Origin of the sequence: Desulfobulbus sp., assembly GCF_031547805.1 — a bacterium.
Taxonomy (GTDB): Bacteria; Desulfobacterota; Desulfobulbia; order Desulfobulbales; family Desulfobulbaceae; genus Desulfobulbus.
Genome location: NZ_JAVBRQ010000009.1, coordinates 15,475 through 32,476, shown reverse-complemented (window position 1 = coordinate 32,476; position 17,002 = coordinate 15,475). Strand labels below are relative to the sequence as shown.

15 protein-coding genes are annotated in these 17,002 nt (G+C 61.3%); 5 read left to right on the top strand and 10 right to left on the bottom strand.

Going from position 1 to position 17,002, the window contains the following annotated elements:
• From RMR13_RS03380 to RMR13_RS03355, 6 genes are all read right to left on the bottom strand, one after another.
• Positions 1-137: transposase (locus RMR13_RS03380; RefSeq protein ID WP_409070254.1), on the bottom strand; the 137-nt coding region annotated here is incomplete at its 3' end.
• A 172-nt stretch (positions 138-309) separates the two neighbouring features.
• Positions 310-618 (bottom strand): type I-C CRISPR-associated protein Cas8c/Csd1, encoded by a 309-nt coding sequence (locus RMR13_RS03375; protein ID WP_310599228.1) that lies wholly within the window; start codon positions 616-618, stop codon positions 310-312.
• A complete protein-coding gene (gene cas5c / locus RMR13_RS03370) occupies positions 615-1,340 on the bottom strand; it encodes a type I-C CRISPR-associated protein Cas5c (protein WP_310599227.1) in 726 nt (241 codons plus the stop codon). Before cas5c ends, RMR13_RS03375 begins: the two co-directional genes overlap by 4 nt.
• Positions 1,337-2,083 (bottom strand): Fic family protein, encoded by a 747-nt coding sequence (locus tag RMR13_RS03365; RefSeq protein ID WP_310599226.1) that lies wholly within the window; start codon positions 2,081-2,083, stop codon positions 1,337-1,339. The genes cas5c and RMR13_RS03365 overlap by 4 nt, the downstream gene beginning before the upstream one ends.
• On the bottom strand, positions 2,080-4,266 hold the full coding sequence (locus tag RMR13_RS03360) for a CRISPR-associated endonuclease Cas3'' (RefSeq protein ID WP_310599225.1): 2,187 nt from the start codon (positions 4,264-4,266) through the stop codon (positions 2,080-2,082). Before RMR13_RS03360 ends, RMR13_RS03365 begins: the two co-directional genes overlap by 4 nt.
• A gap of 48 nt (positions 4,267-4,314) precedes the next feature.
• Positions 4,315-4,671 carry a hypothetical protein gene (locus RMR13_RS03355; RefSeq protein ID WP_310599224.1) on the bottom strand — a complete coding sequence of 119 codons (357 nt, stop codon included), beginning with the start codon at positions 4,669-4,671 and terminating at the stop codon, positions 4,315-4,317.
• A 176-nt stretch (positions 4,672-4,847) separates the two neighbouring features.
• Between RMR13_RS03355 and RMR13_RS03350 the strand changes: the two genes are divergently transcribed.
• Positions 4,848-5,837: a WYL domain-containing transcriptional regulator gene (locus tag RMR13_RS03350; RefSeq protein WP_310599223.1), complete on the top strand. Its 990-nt coding sequence runs from the start codon at positions 4,848-4,850 to the stop codon at positions 5,835-5,837.
• A gap of 85 nt (positions 5,838-5,922) precedes the next feature.
• Here the strand turns inward: RMR13_RS03350 and RMR13_RS03345 are convergent, their stop codons facing one another.
• Entirely contained in the window at positions 5,923-6,186 is a 264-nt protein-coding gene (locus RMR13_RS03345; RefSeq protein ID WP_310599222.1) for a hypothetical protein, read from the bottom strand.
• Between RMR13_RS03345 and RMR13_RS03340 the strand changes: the two genes are divergently transcribed.
• From RMR13_RS03340 to RMR13_RS03330, 3 genes are all read left to right on the top strand, one after another.
• Positions 6,185-6,613 (top strand): hypothetical protein, encoded by a 429-nt coding sequence (locus RMR13_RS03340; RefSeq protein WP_310599221.1) that lies wholly within the window; start codon positions 6,185-6,187, stop codon positions 6,611-6,613. The genes RMR13_RS03345 and RMR13_RS03340 overlap by 2 nt on opposite strands.
• Before the next feature lie 316 nt (positions 6,614-6,929).
• Positions 6,930-7,640 (top strand): hypothetical protein, encoded by a 711-nt coding sequence (locus tag RMR13_RS03335; protein WP_310599220.1) that lies wholly within the window; start codon positions 6,930-6,932, stop codon positions 7,638-7,640.
• Positions 7,641-7,651: 11 nt separating this feature from the next.
• A complete protein-coding gene (locus tag RMR13_RS03330) occupies positions 7,652-8,986 on the top strand; it encodes a hypothetical protein (protein WP_310599219.1) in 1,335 nt (444 codons plus the stop codon).
• A 33-nt stretch (positions 8,987-9,019) separates the two neighbouring features.
• On the opposite strand, the gene RMR13_RS03325 is transcribed toward RMR13_RS03330, so the two are convergent.
• On the bottom strand, positions 9,020-10,282 hold the full coding sequence (locus tag RMR13_RS03325) for a tetratricopeptide repeat protein (protein WP_310599218.1): 1,263 nt from the start codon (positions 10,280-10,282) through the stop codon (positions 9,020-9,022).
• Positions 10,283-10,498: 216 nt separating this feature from the next.
• Here RMR13_RS03325 and hrpB point away from each other — a divergent pair, with 216 nt between their 5' ends.
• Entirely contained in the window at positions 10,499-13,021 is a 2,523-nt protein-coding gene (hrpB, locus tag RMR13_RS03320) for an ATP-dependent helicase HrpB (protein WP_310599217.1), read from the top strand.
• 33 nt (positions 13,022-13,054) lie between these two features.
• Here the strand turns inward: hrpB and RMR13_RS03315 are convergent, their stop codons facing one another.
• Together RMR13_RS03315 and RMR13_RS03310 are read right to left on the bottom strand one after the other, a co-directional pair.
• Positions 13,055-13,543 (bottom strand): hypothetical protein, encoded by a 489-nt coding sequence (locus RMR13_RS03315; RefSeq protein ID WP_310599216.1) that lies wholly within the window; start codon positions 13,541-13,543, stop codon positions 13,055-13,057.
• Positions 13,531-16,842, bottom strand: coding sequence for a CusA/CzcA family heavy metal efflux RND transporter (locus RMR13_RS03310; protein WP_310599215.1), 3,312 nt, complete (start codon positions 16,840-16,842; stop codon positions 13,531-13,533). Before RMR13_RS03310 ends, RMR13_RS03315 begins: the two co-directional genes overlap by 13 nt.
• Positions 16,843-17,002 lie beyond the last annotated feature (160 nt).

Sequence of the window (17,002 nt, the reverse complement as noted above, 5' to 3'; positions counted from 1 at the left end):
TCGATCGCATCATCCGACAGATTGTACAACGACTGCAGGATGAGAATCTTGAACAGCAAGATGACATCGTACCCCTTCGGCCCCACATTGGATTGCCGGTCTTTGTCACGGGCCTTTTCGAGCGCCGGACGAAACATATCTCAGTCCACGGCCTGTTTGATCTTGGTAAGCGGGTCACCGTTTTTGTCGATTTTGTGTAATCGGTCCTGCAGATCAAAAAAACCGGGCTGAATCATGGCGGCTCTCCATCGGGTCATAGGGTGGCAAGGCTCTTTAAAACGATGGAAACAATAGCATATTATCGATAAATCAACAATTTAATTGTTTAATTCGCCGCAGATTACTGCATCTAATTTTCAAGATACCCTCAACATTGTCCCAGAGGAAGTTGGCGGCAATGCCCACAGAGCGTTTAACTCCCTGGGGAACCAGGAAAGTTTTCACCCGTTTTTTCTTCTCAACCTTTTCGCGGGTGTCTTCTATGGAAACGAGGTTGGCATCACCATCCAGCACCAACAAAAACGGTATTTCCTTCCATTCCCAACCTGGAGGAGCGATACCGGAATATGGGTCGGCGGCCTTGCGGTCGTAATATTCCTTCAGCGCTTGCAGGATCATCGGCGCACCTCCGGCGAATCAGAGGCGGGAACCATGATCACGCCGTTTTTCATTTCAGCCCGGAAAAACATCGGCTTGACATCTTTGGAATTGGAATAATCCATGTCGTAGAGCATGAACCCCAGATCGCGGCTATCGGCAATCGGTTGGCCCGGTTCGGCTCCAGGATTTTTGACCAGCCGGAATGAACAGGCAAATTCACGACAGCCCAAATAAGGCTGGTTGAAGCACTGGCCTTTTTGGGCACGACGCTCGAACATAGCGGCGTACTTCGCTTCCTTTTCATCGGAGCGCAAAGCAGCCTCCTCTGCCTGCCGGTACATCTCCCGCTCCACCTCGTCAGTCAGCCATTCCGGAACAGGATTCATGACCTTGGCTCTCTTTTCCGGAGGAATAAATTCAAATTCGGCATAGAGCCGGTATTGCACATCGCGTAGAAGCAGTCCGGCGCGTTGCTGCCGCGCGTCCTCGATAAAAATGCCCTCGCTGCGTGGAGAGGCAACACCCGCGACCTCGTTTCTCCGGATGGATGCCCAACGTATGGGACGCAGCACTTCTATCCGATGAATTCTCCAGAAAATCGCAGGCTTCCACAAAATCGCGTCAAATATCGCCCGCGCCGCCGACGGCGTGATCACATCGTAGCTGACACGCTCGACTTTCATTTCCGGACGGGTGAAGCAAGCAAATTCGCCCGCCACTTCGAGACAGAATCCTCTCATGATTGGCTTCCCTTGGCTGTGGTTGGATAAAAATATTCGATCATCGCCGCATAGCGGTCCTGGGCCGAACGGCAGGTATCCAGCAACCAGTCGCTTTCCTTTGAGTATAGTGCCAGGCCGCGATAATAAAAAACCTTATGTTCTTCATTGATAATAAACGGCGTTATTGCCCGCTGCAGACATTCCTTGAAGACGATAAGGCGGCCAACCCGGCCGTTACCGTCTTGAAAGGGATGGATGACTTCAAAATGGTGATGAAAATCGACAATATCTGCAAAAGTGATTTCCTTTTTACCGTGATAGGCGGCAAGTAATTCCCGCATCTCCTTGGCAACTCGACGTGGTGCGGTGGTTTCCCGGCCGCCAACCATGTTCGGCAAGCGTTTGTATCCGCCGACCCGGAACCAATCCTTGCCTGCGTCGGTGGTTCCTTGTTTGAGTATTGCGTGAAAATGTTTGATGATTTTTTCGCTGAGCGGCTGGTCGGCGACATTCAACAGATAATCAAAGGCGGCGAAATGGTTGGCTGCCTCGATGATGTCGTCAACGCTCAGGCTTTCGCCGTTTTCCGCATGCAGTGTCGCGGCCTCAAAAATGAATCGGGTTTGCTCCTCCGACAGACGGCTCCCTTCAATTCGGTTCGAGTTGTAGCACAGCAAAACTTGGGTTTGATGATATAACCCGCCTTTCAATCGCCTTTGTTTTTCCTCGCGTAAGCGCGGCAAAATATCCATGTTGCTCATAACACCAAATCCTCCGCGTCCGGCGTGTCACGGTAGACATCCAGCCCAAATGTCTCGTTGTACAAAGAGGCTATATCCTCCTGAACATAAATTCCTGGATGAGGTTCTTCGACAAAGCCTTTTTCCTGCCACCGCGTCAAAATGTAGCGCGAAATGTTGACAGAATACCGCTGTAAACGGCGCATAATATCCCGTTTCGGGCCAATGGCGAGTAAGGATTTGACGAGTGTGTCGTTGCCACCATAACGGACGATTACCGTTACCGAGGCTTTATCGTCGATCATCCGAAAAGCCGCTGCTGCTTCCCGGAATTGAAACTGAAGATTACGGGCGTCTTTGGTCAGCCAGTCGGCAAAAGCCGATCCCAGATCGTTTTGGGCGCTGTAAAAATGCTCAAAAAATTTGGAATAACTCACCGGAGATTCAACATCGAAACCACTGGCGGCAAGTAGATTCATCAGCGCATCTTCCGCTTTGCGTAAATCGCCGAGTGGCGCGGCGTTCGGTGGCATAAAAACGATCACTTGTCCAGGTTGACCCGCCAGTCCTTCGCGATTGCAGCGCCCTGCGGCCTGGACGATGGACGGTAGACCGGTGAATGCTCGGTAAACAACAGGAAAATCGATATCGACGCCCGCCTCGACCAGCTGAGTGCTGATGACACGAATGGATTGCCCCGTCTGCAACTTTTCCTTGATAACGGCGATGGCCTGCGAGCGGTGTTCGCCGCACATGGTGGCTGAAAGATGAAGGGTTCCTTCCGGCATGAGCGCGTGCAGGTCACGGCAGTCTCGTCGCGTGTTGACGACGCACAAGACTTGGTTGTAGTTTTTGAGTTCTTCGGCGATGTCTTTCCATGGCCGACGAATTCCCCGGTTTTCCGGCATCACGATCTCCGTCCGTTTGAGACGGCGGTATAAATCCATTTCTGGCGGAATGATTTCCCGGATATTGTCCAAACCCGGCAAGGCGGGTTGGGTCGCGGTCGAAAGCACAAAGCTCACGCCGTAACGTGACACCAGTTGCCGTATGGCTTCGATACAGGGCAGGAGCAGACGCGGCGGCAGCAGTTGCGCCTCGTCCAAAATAACAACGCTATTCCCAATGTTATGCAGCTTCCGGCAACGGCCGGATTTATGAGCGTACAGCGACTCAAAAAACTGGACGCTGGTGGTGACGATAATCGGCGCGTCCCAATTTTCGGCGGCCAGGCGCGATTGCTGAGTCTCCCTGTTCTGGTCGAAATTGGAATGGTGCTCGACCACGTTTTCTTGACCGAAGAACCCTCGCAGCACATCGGCGGTCTGCTCAAGAATTGACGTGTAGGGGATAATGTAAATGATACGCTTGAGGCTGTGGCGCAAGGCGTGGCGCAGGGCAAAGGCCGTGCCGGAAAGCGTTTTGCCGCCACCGGTGGGAACGGTCAAGGAGAACAGGCCGGGCGGCGAATCCGCCACCTTTTCGCAGACGGCGCGGATTTCGGCGCGGATATGGTTGACCTCGGTGTCTGCCGTCGAATTCTGCTTCGCGTCCAGTTGCTTGAAAAACCGCTCCGCCAATTCTGAGAGTTCGGGATAGTGCGATCGGACGGCCGCTCTGTCCGCATCCATGAATGCTTCGGTGTCAAGATAATCGGCATCCGTAAGGCAGGAATACAACATCCGAATCCAAAAGCTGATGTCCGACAGGTTGGCGTTCTCGAACGGCCACGGCGGAGAAAGCTGAAAAGACTGCCAAACCGCTTCCCGCTCTTGAATCCAGGCCATGACTGGCTGTTCAAGGACAACTCCTTCTTCCTGTTTCAGTCGGCTCGACAGAGAACCGCTCGGCGTTACGCCGCCTATCCAGTCCGGGAGCCCGGCATGATGACCGGCCACACAGTACGCGAGAATGCGTCCAATTTTCAAATTCTGCGCTGCCCAGACCGCGCCTGCGCCGGAATGGGAATGATCGGAAGCATCGTACCCTGCATCAAGCAACCCGTTGCTCCGTTTCAGGTAATCCTGAAAGGACTGTCGGGACTTGCCGAGGTCGTGTAACAAACCGACGAGTTTTGCCCAGTCACCGGAAGCGAAGGAATCGGCAAATCCAGCGGCGCGGGCCGCAACCTGAGCAGCGTGTTCCTCCAAACTCTGCCACTTCACTTCCGGCTGATTGTCCAAACTGTGAGCATAGTTCATCATTTCGTTTTTTCGTCAGAAAAATAAGGATAAAAAGCCCAGTCTTTCAGGTCAGGGCAGTTGTGCCGAGGGTTGATTATAAGCGGCCGCCTTACAATAGCCCCATTTTTGAGACAAGTTGATGGATCTTTCGCGGCCAAGGCATATCAAGGCAAAACCTTGGACCCAGTTTGCCCAAGAACATGTTTTAATTTCTCCCGCCAAGAAGATAAAACGATTGTATTGAGGAAACTTGTTCGAGTGGAGCATGTTGGCTGAGAAATTTCTTGAGTAGCAGTCGAATTCGCTGTCGCTCCACAGACGACGGCGGACAGCGGTGGCATTGTCCTCGGCAGGGGTCGGATTGAAGAGTTCACGCAGCAAATCGATGGCCAGGGTCAGCAGCAGGTACGCGATCAGGTATCCCATGGTATTCTCCTTTGGCGGATAAATGGATGTGGCGCTTTCTACGCATCCACGATACCTTGGGTGGTCGGACAAATAGCGTCCGACCAGTTTTTTTTCTTGGCACCCCGTGTTTTTTTCCGTCCACCCCGGTCGAACCAGTCGCAATATGCCGGCTACTCTCTTGAAACAACGAAACAATGGCCAAATACAATCCCCTGCACACACGGTTGCTGTTCATTGACCGGAAGCTGCGGGAAAAGTGTTTTCCCAACTGCGGTTCCCTGGCGGATGAGTGGGAGGTCAGCGTTCGGACCATTCAGCGCGATCTCGACCACATGCGCTACGAACTCGATGCGCCGATCGAATATTCCGCCCAGCATCGCGGCTACTACTACACCGAGGATCAATACCAGTTGCCGGCGCTCAATATCCGGGAAAGTGACCTGTTCGCCATCTATCTGGCCGAAAAGCTCCTGACCCAGTACGAAGGCACGCCGATTTACGACAACCTGCGCTCAATGTTCGGCAAGATCGAAGCAAGCCTGCCGGACAAGACTGTTGCCCTGCCCAGCCACGACCCCGGGTTGTTCACCGTGCTGCCGCCCTTTACCACCGTTATTCTGCCGGACGTGCTGACCACGGTGTTCGACTGTTTACGCAACTCGACCCGGATGACAATCGACTACCGCAGTCCCGGCGGCGAGGTGGCACCGCGCGAGATCGATCCGTATCACGGAGTTCGCTTCGAGGGCGACTGGTACGTGGTCGGCCACTGCCACCTGCGGCAGGCGATCCGCACCTTCAGCCTGGCCCGCATGGCCGCGGCCCGAAAAGGCACGGCGCAATTCGTTCGGCCCGCCTCCTTCGACTTCCGCAAGTTGTTCGGCAGCCATTTCGGCATCCATTGGGGCAAGGACGAGGTCGAGGTCCGCATCCATTTCTCCCCCAAAGCCGCGGCCTATGTCCGCGAACGGCAATGGCACCCGTCCCAGCGCCTGGAAGAGCGGAACGACGGTTCGCTGATCCTCGTCCTGACCGTCAACCATCTACTGGAGCTGAAACGGTGGATTCTCTCCTGGGGCGACGGCGCCCGGGTGATCGCGCCCCGGGAACTGGCCGACGACCTTTGCCAAACAGCCTGTCGAATGGCGGCCATGGCGAGAATGCCGAATGGCGATGCCAAGTGAGTGAATACGGACCGGACCGGGCGCGGCACCAAATTTCGGCGGCATGGCCGCGCCGTTTCCGTACCCTTGCCCTGGGGCGCGTTTGTCATTTTTTCACGAACCTGAGCATCACCTTGTATTTGCCGGGTGCCAAGTCCTTGGGCAGGATGGTTCCGTCCGGGATCATCAGGGTCAGCACCCGACCGCGTTGGGGATCCAGACGGCCCTTGCGCAAGGCTTCCGCACCACGGTAACGGGGATCGCGCACGTTGAGCAGTTCCGCCTCGAACATGCTGTCTTCGCCGGTTTTCCTGGGGGGCGAGCTGGGTGGATTGATGGGGGGAATACTCCCGATGATAATATCGACCATGTTTCTGCTCCTTATCGATCTGTCGTTTCAGTCTTTTTCTTGCTCGACCCTTTCCGCTCCAGTTTCGGCAGAGCACGATTCCGGGCCAGGCCGTGCCGAAGCCTCTCTCCGGAATGGGCAGCTTGCCCGGGGCTTCACCGGCTTTTCCATGCCAGAAAAAGGTTTCCCAAGGGGCATCGAACGCGGTGAAAACCGAGGAAATTACGCCGCACGATTCAATGGGTCAGCAAATAAAATGCTGTATATTTCCAGGATACATGATGGGTGGCAGGAAACAATGGTATTGCCAGAATGGCGCGGAATTGCGAACAATGTTTCCCTGGCAAAGAGACGTGCAAAACACCTGGAAAGGCTGGATGCTCTTGAAGAGAAGAGAGGCGACCGGCGAATTGCCAGCTTTTTCACCGGGTCCCTGAGATGGAAGTGACGTTTGGACGGCGACTTCATTTCCCTGCGGAAAATCGATCAGCTGGATTCCGAATCGAATTTTCCGCCTGAATATCCGATCCGCCGTTTTCGTCTCTCGCAAACAGCTCGGCCGTCATTTCGGCGTTGCTGCCGCCTCATTTCCATGCCTACGCTTCTGGGGCGCGCTTTTTGGTTGCCCTCAATGGCTTGATCTTGCTACCTTCCCTTGCCGCTTCCCGTCGACTCTTGCCCCATCTTGTCGACCCATAGCGGCTCAATGGCCCGTGTGGCGGCACCGGGCCCATCGCGATTCAACCAAACGAGCGGAAATTTCCATGGCACCGCAGGACGATCAGTGCATTTTTCTTGATGAATTGGCGCGACGATGGCGCCAGAGCCCGGACCGGATCGTGGAGTTGGCGGTCAGCGGTGCCTTGCCGCTGTGGATCGGCTTCACCGAGGTCTCCGGACAAAAGGCGGAGCGAAAAATGCCCGGACCGCGCCAGAAAAAGGCCAAGCCGCCGGCCATAACGCGATACGACCGCATAGAGGTGCGGCCCGCCCCGGAAGTGCTGCGGCAAATCCAGGGCCGATGCGACCGGATATTGATCGTGGCCGAGCTGGCCTGTCTGGATGCCAAGGACGCGCCCATGGTGCTCACCAATTCGGTGGGCGAGGAATGGGGCGAAACCAGCATGATCGGGCTGAAGCCGGCCGCCCTCTTTGCCCGACCGGAAGACGTACGGACATATGAACGAAAAAACAAAATCGTACCGCACACAGTTCACATAGAACCTCGCAACAAGGAGACTCCGAACGAACACGCTCCGCTGCCCGCACCCATAGAGGAGCATCCCTGCTTTGCCCCGGAATTGCATGCCGCCCTTGCCTGTTGGCAGGCCTTGTTCGCCGACGCGGCTTCGCCGGCCTTGATCAGGAAGGCCGACACGCTCGCCTGGCTGCAACGGCATTACCCGGATTTTTCCCAGGCCGCGATGGAACGCATCGCCCTGGTCGTCACCCCCAGCAGGAACAATCGCCGCTAGGCGCGCCCACCATGCCTATGAAACCGTCGTTTATTGTCTTGATGTTGTTGTTGCTTTGCTTGCTGTCGGCACCGGCCGGCGTGTGCGCCGATCTAGACGGCTTCAACGGCATGCGCTGGGGCAGCAATCTCGCCGATCTGCAACAAACCAAAAAGCTGGTGCTCACCAAGGAAGGCGGCAAGAGCGGCGCCTCGCTCTATGTCTTGGAAAACGAGTCGTTGCGTTTCGGCAAGGCCACGCTTACCGGCATCAACTACTCCTTTGCCAAGGATCGGCTCCAGGGCGCCATTCTCCTGTTCAGCGGCCCCAAGAACTTTGCCGCGGTGAAGGCCGAAGCCATGGCCAAATTCGGCGAGACCAAGAAAATTGAACAGAGCGGCGAGGAGATGTACAACTGGCCCGGCACGGTTACCAGCAGCATCCTGTCCTATAACCGGAGCACCCAGGCCGGCTTTTTGTTCCTGAAGGTCAAGAAGATGCCGCCCCAGATCAAGACGGCGGAAAAACGCCCGCCCACCAAGGCAGTGCCGGAAACGGCATTGGACAAAGCGCCTCCCCCGCCCCGTTCGGCGCCAACCCCGGCAGGGCCGGCGTTTCGGCCGGCAACCGGCCAGACCGACCTGGAAACCGCCCTTGACCGGGCGCCTCCCCTGCCTTCCCAGCCCGATCCCGCCCGCGACATCTCCCCGGAAACCCAGGTACTGATCGACCGGGACCAGGCGCTCACCCAACTGTGCTGGGAAACCGTAGGGCCGGCGGCCGACGCTGCCTGCGTGCAAATGCGCCAGAACGTCGAGCGGCTCAAGTCCATGGGCATGTGCATGCGGCCCGGCTCAACCGATGCCTCGGCCGACGCCGCCATTGTCTGGTACCGGTGCAAGCCGGCCGCTCCGCAACCGCAGGCCATCCCGCCATCCGCCCCGCAGGCGGTTTCGCCGGCAAGTCCGGCCATGCCAGCCCCGACACCGGACCACCCTTTTGCCGGACAGCCTCTTGCCGGGCAACAACCACTGCCCTCGGAACCGGCGGCGCAGCAGCAGTCAATCCCGCCGGCAACGCCCCCGGCCGGCGAGGACAAATCCGAGCATTGCCGTCTGATCGGCGAACTCTTTGCCTCGGCCGCGCGGATGCGCGATAACGGTTCCGAACCGCAGGTCGCGGAGCAGGAATTGTCCTGGCGGGTGAGCAGTCAGACCCCGGAAATAACCATCGAACGAGTCAGGGAGACCATCGAGCTGGTCTATTTCGATCAGGAATACAATGCGATCAGTGGCGAAGCGCTCATCCAGCGGGTGAGCGATCGCTGTCTGGGGGGACGAGGGCCGTACAGCCGCCCCTTACGGTAAGAATGCACCTTTCCCGGCCGGAAAAGGTGTAATTCAGTTCGGCCGGTCCGCTTGCCGGTCGCTGTTTTCGGCGGCCGGAGCCAGGCGGCAGATCCAGACGTCGCCAGCCAGCCAGCCATCGCCGTGGCGGCGCAGACGGACCGCCTCCCGGGCCAATACGCTCCAGCCGGTACGGTCGGCAACGGCCTGGATGTAGGCCGGCGCATAGGCGAACCGGCCGGTGGGCAGCAGCCGATAGCCGTCCGTCTCCAGGTGTTCGGTGGAAAAACAGAACAGGGCTCCTGGCCGGGCCACCATCCGCGCGGCCGTAAAAATCGGTTCCAGCTCGCCCACATAGATAAAGACATCGGTGGCGAGGAAAAAATCGTAGGTCGCCTCGGTGCCTGCGAGATGATGGAGAATGCTGTCGTGGTGAAGCCGGGCATAGCAGGCCTTCTGCGCCGCCTGCGCCAGCATCCTTGCGGATAGGTCGACCCCGTCGAGCTCCGCGACCGTGCCGCAGAAGGCCTGGCCGCTCAAGCCGGTGCCGCAGCCGAGGTCCAGGCCATGGGCGTAGCGGGTGCCGCCGGCCGGGCTGTGGCGGAGGCAGGCGTGCAGTTGTCGCGGATTGTCATATCCCAGCCCGTCGACCAGATGCCGCTCGAATCCCTCGGCATAGGTATCGAAAAAGTTGCGGACATAGGCATCGGGCGCCTGGGCGAGCGGGATGCCGAGCAGGGCCGCCAACAGATAGCCGACCGATTGATCCTCGGGTCGTTGTTCCAGCACCTGGCTGTAGTAGGCGATGGCCTGTTCGGTCTCGCCGGCCCGGTGATGCAGGTAGGCGAGATTGTTGACCGCCGACAAATTATCGGGCCGGAGGGCGAGCACCTGCCGGTAGCAGGCCATGGCCTCCAGGTCCTCGTGCCGGCCCAGGTGGCAGCCGCCAAGGTTGTACAGGCAATCGGCATGGTCCGGCTCCAGGGCGAGGAGACGCCGGTAGATGGCGATGGCCGATGCAGCATCGCCGGTCCGTTTGTGGCAAAGCGCCAGGTTGAACAGGGTGTCCACATCCGCCGGCGCCAGCGCCTCGGCCGTGGCAAAGGCTTGCAGCGCCTCGGCATAATCGCCGAGATCGTACCGCACCAGGCCGAGATTGTAATGGAGCAAGGGAAAATGGGGCAGATGCTGCAACAGGAGCAGGTAGAGACGCAGGGCCTCGGCCAGCTGCCCTTGGCTGTGGGCGGTACAGGCCGTATCGAAGGCCTGGCGCAGTTGTTCGGGGAATGGATGCGATTGCTGCTGGCTGCTGGACATGCGAAACCGGGGACAATGAGGCTGGAAACGGCAAAGCCGGGCAAGCCCGCGCCGCAGGGCAGCCGCACCCTACCCCTTTTTGCCGGTTTCCGATATGAAAAGAATGGTGCCGGGGACAAACCGCCCGGCTCGGTGGCGAACGATTGCCTCCACCTGCAATTGCCGCTTGCGCGGCGTGGCCCTGTCGCCCCGTTTTCCCGCGCCTGACCGATTCCCGTGCCGCCTCCTTCGCTCCCGTCCCTGCCCATCCAGCCGGTCCTGCCGGCGCTGAAGACCGCGCTTGCAGCCGGCCATGCGGTGTTGTCCGCGCCGCCCGGTTCCGGCAAGACCACCGTCGTCCCTTTGGCATTGCTGGCCGAACCCTGGCTGGCAGGCAAGAAAATCCTCATCCTCGAGCCGAGGCGGTTGGCCGCCAGGGCGGCGGCATCCCGAATGGCAACGCTCCTGGCCGAACCGGTGGGCCGGACCGTGGGCTACCAAATCCGCTTTGAACGGTCGATCGGCGCCGAAACCCGGATCGAGGTGCTGACCGAGGGCATCCTCACCCGGCGGCTGCAAACCGATGCCGGCCTGGTCGACACCGGCCTGATCGTCTTCGACGAATTCCACGAACGCTCGATCCATGCCGATCTGGCCCTGGCCCTGTGCCTGGATCTCTGCCAACTCAGGGAGGATTTGCGCCTGCTGGTCATGTCGGCCACCCTCGACACCGAGCCGCTGGCCCGGCTGCTGGGCGGGGTGCCGGTGGTGACCGGGCAGGGCCGGGCCCACCCGATCCACATCGACTATCTCGACCGCGAACCCCAGGGCCGGATCGCACAGATCGCGGCCAACGGCATCCGCCGGGTGCTGCGGGAGCATGATGGCGACATCCTCGCCTTTCTTCCCGGTACCGGCGAAATCCGGGAAGCCAACGACCTGCTCGCCAATGCCCCGGACTGCGCCGGCCTGGTGCTCGCCCCCCTGTACGGCGACCTTTCCCGCCAGGAACAGGACCGGGCCATCACCCCCGATGCCGACGGCCGGAGACGGGTTATCCTGGCCACCTCTATCGCCGAAACCAGCCTGACCATCGAAGGCATCCGCTGCGTGGTCGATTGCGGCTGGTCGCGGCTGCCCGCCTTCGATCCCGGTTGCGGCCTGACTCGGCTGACCACGGTCCGGGTTGCCAAGGCGGCTGCGAATCAACGCGCCGGCCGGGCCGGCCGACTCGGGCCGGGCTACTGCCTGCGGCTGTGGACCAAGGGCACCCACCACAGCCTGCCGCCCTTTCATCCGCCGGAGATCGTCAACGCCGATCTGGCCAGCCTGGCCCTGGAACTGGCGGCATGGGGCGTGGCCGATCCCAACGAGCTGCGCTGGCTCGATCCGCCCCGGTCCGGTCCCTTCCGCCAGGCCCGTGACCTGCTGCGTTCCCTGGGCGCCCTCGACGCCCATAACCGCCTTACTGTTGTCGGCAAACAACTGGCGGCCCTGCCGGTCCATCCTCGCCTGGGCCATCTGCTGCTCGCAGCCCGCGCACGCGGTTGCCTCGGCCTGGCCTGCGATCTCGCGGCCCTGCTGTCCGAGCGCGATCCCCTGCAACGCGAGACCGCCGGCGCCAGCCTGGAAACCCGGATCAAACTCCTCGACACATGGCGGAGTCAAGGCAAGGCGGCAACTGTCCGCGACGGCGGCGATCCCGCCGGCTGCCGCCGGATCGATCAGGCTGCCCGTCAATGGCAGCGGCTGATGGGCGGCGCGGCCGGCAGCCGTGAAGCCGGGGATATCGGTTTGCTGCTGGCGGCCGCCTATCCCGACCGCATCGCCCGCCGGCGGCCCGGCCAGCGGCAGCGCTATCTCCTGGCTTCGGGCCAAGGGGCCGCCCTGGCCCCGGACGACCCGTTGGCAGCCAGCGAGTACCTGGTCATTCCCCATTTGGATGCCCGGCCGGGCGAGGGCCGCATTTTTTGGGCCGAAGCGGTGGGCATCGAGGCCCTGCGCCAGGATCATGGCCAACTGTTGGCTCTTCGGGAGTTGGTACAATGGGATGCGGCCCAGGAACGGGTGCTGGCGGTGCGGCGGGAAATGTTGGGCGAAATCGTGGTGACGGAACAGCCCCTGGCCGATCCGGCCCCGGAAGCGGTGCGGACCGCCCTCCTGGCCGGCATCGGCCAACTGGGGATCGCCCGCCTGCCCTGGAGCCGGGAAGCTCGCCAGTTCCAGGCCCGCATCCTCGGCCTGCGCACCTGGCAGCCCGAGGTGGCTTGGCCCGATTGCAGCGACGAGGCCCTGGCAGCCGATCCAGCCTGGCTGGCGCCCTATCTGGACGGTATGACCACCGGCCACCAGCTGGCCCAGCTCGACCTGGTAAAGATCCTGACCGGGCTGCTCGATTGGGAGCGGCAGCAACGGCTGCAGCGGGACGCCCCTCCCACCTGGACCGTGCCCAGCGGCTCCAAAATCCGGATCGAATACCGGATCGACGGGCCGCCGATTCTGGCGGTCCGCCTGCAGGAACTCTTCGGCCTGGCCGAAACGCCCTCCATCTGCCACGGCCGCGTGCCGCTGCTGCTGCACCTGCTCAGCCCGGCCCAGCGCCCCGTTCAGGTCACCGGCGATCTGGCCGGTTTCTGGCAGCGCGGCTATCCCGAGGTCAAGAAGGAACTCAAGGGCCGCTATCCCAAACACTTCTGGCCCGACGACCCGCTGGCCGCCCCGCCCACCAGGGGCGTACGCAAGGCCCGCCCGGCCAAATAGCCGGCTGGGGAGGCGGCGAACCGAGGCCGCTTGTTACGGCACCACGTAGGTGAACTGGAACTGGCGGGTGGTTCCGTCGGCCAATTTGGTGCCCACCTGGAACCGGTATTCACCGTGCTCGGGCAGGGCGATATCGGCCCCGAAATGGTTGCCCATGCCCATCAGTTGAATCGGTGTCCCGACCTGACCGCCCTTGGGAGGCGTGATCTTCACTGCCGCCGTGCCCTGCTCGACGGCCGCGCCGGTGGCGGCATCGCTGAACATCACCATGAAATGGTAGTTTTCCTTCCGCCCCATCTGGGCCATCATGGCGCCGACCTCGTTGAGGTGGGCCATGGCCTTGATGCCCGTCACCGTTTGCTCGCCAAGCATGATCGATTTGGCATGCATCATCTGGCCGGCATCGTGGCCATGAACCGAAGGTGGCGCGTGCTGGTCATGGCCGGCAGGGGTTTGGGCGCTGGCTGAAGTGGCCAGGGGCAGCAGGGCGCAGAGGGCAAGAGTGAGGGTTAAGCGTTGCATGGGGGTTTCTCCTGAAGTGGCTCCTCGATGCGAGGAAGGTTGGTGGTTGGTATTGCCTTCGATGCTTCGTCCGAAGTCTCGTCAATGGGTGCGTCCGAGCTGGCCTCCGGGCTCGAATTCAGCCGCCGACCGCGCCAGAGGTAGAAAATCACCGGGTACACCAAGAGCTCCATCACGCCCGAGGTGACCACACCGCCCACCATGGGCGCGGCGATCCGCTTCATCACGTCGGCGCCGGCGCCGTGGCTCCACATGATCGGCAGCAGGCCGGCGATGATCACCGAGATGGTCATGATTTTCGGCCGGATGCGTTTCACCGCGCCGAAGTGGATGGCCTGGACCAAATCGCCCCGGGTGCGCATCCGCCCTTGCCCGTCCCATCGCCTGTGGGCCAGGTCGAGGTAGAGCAGCATCACCACCCCGGTTTCCGCGTCCAGCCCGGCCAGGGCGATGATTCCCACCCATACCGCGACGGACAGATGGTAGTCGAGCAGGTAGAGCAGCCAGAAGGCGCCCACCAGGGAAAAGGGCACGGCCAGGAACACGATGCCGGTCTTGACCAGGCTTTTGGTGCTCAGGTAGATGATGACGAAAATGATCAGGACGGTCAGCGGGATGATCGTCAGCAGCCGGGCTCGCGCCTGTTCCATGTATTCGAATTGGCCGGACCAGACGATGTTGGTGCCGGGGGGCAGCTCGACGCGCGCCTCAACCGCCTTGCGGGCATTGGCCACGTAGGTGCCGATGTCGATGCCCTGGATGTCGACGTACACCCAGGCGGTGCGGCGGCCGTTCTCGCTCTTGATCGCATCCGGGCCCCGGTTGACCGAGATGGCGGCCAACTGGGCCAGCGGTATCTGCCGGCCGCCCGGACCGGGCACCAGAACGCGCATCAGGGCATCGGGGTCGGAGCGAAAATCGCGGTCGTAGCGCACATTGACGGTGTAGCGCTCCAGCCCCTCGATGGTCTCGGTGACGGCCATGCCGCCCACCGCCGTCCGGATGACCTCCTGGATGGTGCCGACGTTGATCCCGTACCGGGCCGCCTTGACCCGGTCGATGGCGATATCGAGATAGTTGCCGCCCACCGGCCGCTCGGCGATGGCACTCAGGGTGCCCGGCAGGGTGCGGACCACACCCTCGATCTGCTCGCCGATCCGGGCCAGCGTTTCCAAGTCGTTGCCCATGACCTTGATCCCCACCGGGGTCTTGATGCCGGTGGAGAGCATGTCGATCCGGGTCTTGATCGGCATGGTCCAGGCATTGGTCAGGCCGGGAAACATGATGGCGCTGTTGAGCCGCTCGATCAGCTGGTCGACGGTCATGGTCGCCTCCTCCGGCCAGAGCAGCCGCAGCGGCCGTTTCAGCCACGCGAGCCCGTCGGGCCAGGAGGAATAGAAGCGCGCGACCGGCACCCGCCGCCACTCGTTCTCCGGCTTGAGCATGATGGTGGTTTCAAGCATCATCATCGGCGCCGGGTCGGTGGCGGTTTCGGCCCGGCCGACCTTGCCGAACACCCGCGCCACTTCCGGGAACTGGCGGATGATCCGGTCGGTCTGCTGGAGAATCTCCTTGGCTTTGGTCACCGACAGGCCGGGAAAGGTGGTGGGCATGTAGAGGAGATCGCCCTCGTAGAGCGGCGGCATGAATTCGGAACCCAGCTTGGTCAGCGGCCAGGCAATGGAGGCCATGGCCGCCAGGGCGAGCACCAGGGTGAGCTTCCGCCAGGTCAGCACCCAATCGACCAGGGGATGGTAGAGCCGGATGAGCAAGCGGTTGATGGGGTTGTCGCGCTCGGCCTTGATCCGGCCGCGGATGAACCAGCCCATCAGCACCGGCACCAGGGTGATCGACAGCAGGGCCGCCGCGGCCATGGCATAGGTCTTGGTGAAGGCCAGGGGCTTGAACAGCCGGCCGCTCTGTTCAGTGAGGGTGAAGACTGGGGCAAAGGAGACGGTGATCACAAGCAGCGAATAAAAAAGCGTCGGTCCGACCTCGGCGGCGGCGTCGAGCACGATCTGCCAATGGGGCTTGCGGCCCCGATCGCGCTCCAGGTGCTTGTGGGCGTTCTCGATCATGATGATGGCGGCGTCGATCATGGCGCCGATGGCAATGGCGATGCCGCCCAGACTCATGATGTTGGCGTTGATGCCCTGGGCGTGCATGATCACGAACGCCAGGAGAATGGCCACCGGCAGGGTGCAGACCGCCACCAGGGCGCTGGGCAGGTGGCCGAGGAACAGCAGGGTCACCAGGGCGACGACGATGGATTCCTCCAGCAGCTTTTCCTTGAGGGTGGCCACGGCCCGCTGGATCAGGCCGGAGCGGTCGTAGGCGGTCTTGATCATCACTCCCGGAGGCAGGCCGGCCTTCAGGCTTTCCAGCTTGGCCTTGACCCGCTCGATGGTGGCCAGGGCATTGTCGCCAAACCGCATGACCACGATGCCGCCGACCGTTTCCCCCTGGCCGTCGGATTCGGCCACCCCGCGCCGCATTTCCGGCCCGAGCCGCACCTCGGCCAGGTCGCGGACCAGAATCGGCGTGCCCTCGGCGGTGGCCATCACCACGATATTGGCCAGGTCGTCCAGGCTGCGGATATAGCCCTTGCTGCGGACCACGAACTCGGTTTCGCCCGATTCGATGGCACCACCGCCGACATCCAGGTTGGCGCGCTGGATGGCCATCATCACCTCGGTGATCGGAATCCGGTAGGCGGCCAGCTTGTTGGGGTCGATCGCCACCTGGTACTGCTTGACAAAGCCGCCCAAACTGGCCACCTCGGCCACGCCCTCGACCGAGGTCAGCTCGTAGCGCAGGTACCAGTCCTGGATCGAACGAAGCTCTTGGAGGTTGTGGCGGTCGCTCTCCACGGTGTACTGAAAGACCCAGCCCACGCCGGTGGCATCGGGTCCCAGGGTCGGGCTCACCCCCTGGGGCAGGGTGGCGGAGCTGGCGTTGAGGTATTCGAGCACCCGCGAGCGGGCCCAGTAGAGGTCGGTGCCGTCCTCGAAGATGATGTAGACAAAGGAGGAGCCGAAAAAAGAATAGCCGCGCACCGCCTTGGCACCCGGCACCGAAAGCATGCGGGTGGTGAGCGGATAGGTCACCTGGTCCTCCACCACCTGGGGCGCCTGGCCCGGATAGGCGGTGAAGACGATCACCTGCACGTCGGACAGATCGGGAATGGCGTCCAGCGGGGTCTGCCGCAGGGAATAGATGCCCGAAACCGTCACGAACAGGGTGGCGAGCAACACCAGGAACTTGTTGCGGATGGACCAGGCGATGATGGTTTCAAGCATGGCGGCTCGGGGCGGGAAGGTGAACGATCGCGGTCGGCGGCAGGAGTCGCGGCAGCCGCATGGTGGGCGCGGTTGCGTCTACCGGGAAACATCGCGCGGCGTCGTGGGCATGGTGCCGCAATCCACCCTGCGGGCCTTTGCCGAAAGCAGGGTCGATGGG